The 1,818-nt window shown below is 62.3% G+C and carries 2 protein-coding genes; both read left to right on the forward strand.

Features of this window, described 5'->3' with window-relative positions:
- Positions 1–633, forward strand: a 633-nt coding sequence (locus ABYM29_RS15630; RefSeq protein WP_372865718.1) for an ELM1/GtrOC1 family putative glycosyltransferase, incomplete at its 5' end; no start/stop codon positions are given.
- The gene (locus tag ABYM29_RS15635; RefSeq protein WP_372865719.1) at positions 626–1,801 is read left to right on the forward strand and encodes a glycosyltransferase family 4 protein; all 1,176 of its coding nucleotides are present in this window, start codon (positions 626–628) and stop codon (positions 1,799–1,801) included. The genes ABYM29_RS15630 and ABYM29_RS15635, both read left to right, overlap by 8 nt.
- The last annotated feature ends 17 nt before the right edge of the window (positions 1,802–1,818 follow it).

Consider the following 1,818-nt stretch of genomic DNA (forward strand, 5'->3'; position numbering starts at 1 on the left):
CGCTGCCTGTTCGATGTGGCGATCATTCCCGAGCACGATTCCCCGCCAAACTCGCCGAAGATTCTCGCGACTCGGGGGGTGTTGAATGTCATGCAGCCCATTCACTCGGGCCGCGATGCGGGTCGCGGCTTGGTGGTATTGGGGGGGATCAACAAACATTTTGCTTGGAATAACGACACAATTCTGCAGCAGCTGCAGGCGATTGCCGGGTCGCGTAGCGATTTGCAGTGGCTGGTGTCGGACTCGCCGCGCACGCCGCCGGGAATGCTTGATGCGGTAGCGGCGCTGGGGCTGGACAATGTCGAGGTGCTGCCGTTTAGCGAGTGCCCGCCGGCTTGGCTGCGGGAGCAGTTGGCGACGGTCGCCGAGGCGTGGGTAAGTCGCGACAGTGTGTCGATGGTGTATGAAAGTATTACCTCGGCCGTACCCACCGGCCTGTTGGAACTGCCGACAATACGCGACTCTCGAGTCACCCGCAGCATGCAGCAGGTGCTGGCGGCGGGGTTGGCCACCGGCTTTGAACACTGGCAGGCGGGGCGAGCGCTAGCCCTACCGGCCGAACCCTTGTGGGAGGCGGATCGCGCCGCCGACTGGATATTGCAGACTTTAGAAGGGAGTCAGAGTCATGGTTGAAACTGTTGCAGAATCGCCCGCGGCGCCAAAGGCATTGCGCGTGGTACAGCTGCTGCCGGCACTGAATGCCGGCGGGGTTGAGCGCGGCACCGTGGAATTTGCCCGCGAGCTGGTGCGTCGCGGCCACGAGTCCGTGGTGGTTTCAAATGGCGGTCGTCTGGTTGAGCAATTGCAGGCCGAGGGCAGTCGGCATATCAGCATGCCGGTGCACCGCAAAGCGCTCGGCTCGCTGTGGCAGGTGCGGCCGCTCCGGCGCTTGCTGGTGGAGCTGCAGGCCGATGTGATCCATGTGCGCTCGCGGGTGCCGGCGTGGATCACCTGGTTGGCGTGGCGAAAAATGGATCCGCTGACGCGGCCGCGCTTGGTGAGCACCTTTCACGGCATGTACTCGGTGAATGCCTACAGCGCCATTATGGCGAGGGCGGAACATTGTATTGCCATTTCCGACTGCGTTAAGCGTTATATGGTCGACAACTACCGGCTTCCCGAGGCGAAAATCACTTTAATTCCACGCGGCCTGGATGCCGAAGCCTTCGCCGCTGAGGGCCCTGACGCGGACTGGCGTCAGCAGCTGTACGGGCAGTATCCGCAGTTTCGCGATAAGCCGTTGATCTTGATGCCGGGGCGGCTGTCGCGCTGGAAGGGGCAGGAAGCCTTTTTGCAAATGATGGCGCGCCTGGTGCGCCTGCGCCCAGATTGCCATGGTGTGGTGGTCGGGGACGCCGAGCCGGGCAAGCAGCACTATCTGCAAGAATTGCTGGCCCAGCGTTCACAACTGGGGCTCGATGAGGCGGTGACCTTTGTTGGGCACCGCAGTGACATCGCCGATTTCTATCGGCTGGCAGCGGTAACCTGCCATATGTCGAATAAGGAAGAGCCCTTTGGCCGCACCGTGCCGGAATCGCTGGCCTGCGGCACGCCGGTGGTGGCCTATGACCGCGGCGGCGCCAGCGAGTCCCTCAATGCCGGTTTTCGCCAGGGGCTGGTACCCGCCGATGATGTGGTGGCGTTTGCCGCGAGGGTGGCCGATCTTCTCGAGGCCGATAATCAGATCAGTTTGCCGCCAGAGTATTACCTTGATCACCAGGTAAGCAGCACGCTGTCGGTGTATTACCGATTGCTTGGCAATACTGCCCAATTGCACTCGGCTGCCGGGTCTAGTGCCTGACGCCTCGGCTTGGCCGA

It is taken from the genome of Spongiibacter sp., from assembly GCF_041602295.1.
In the GTDB taxonomy this organism is placed as follows: Bacteria; Pseudomonadota; Gammaproteobacteria; order Pseudomonadales; family Spongiibacteraceae; genus Spongiibacter.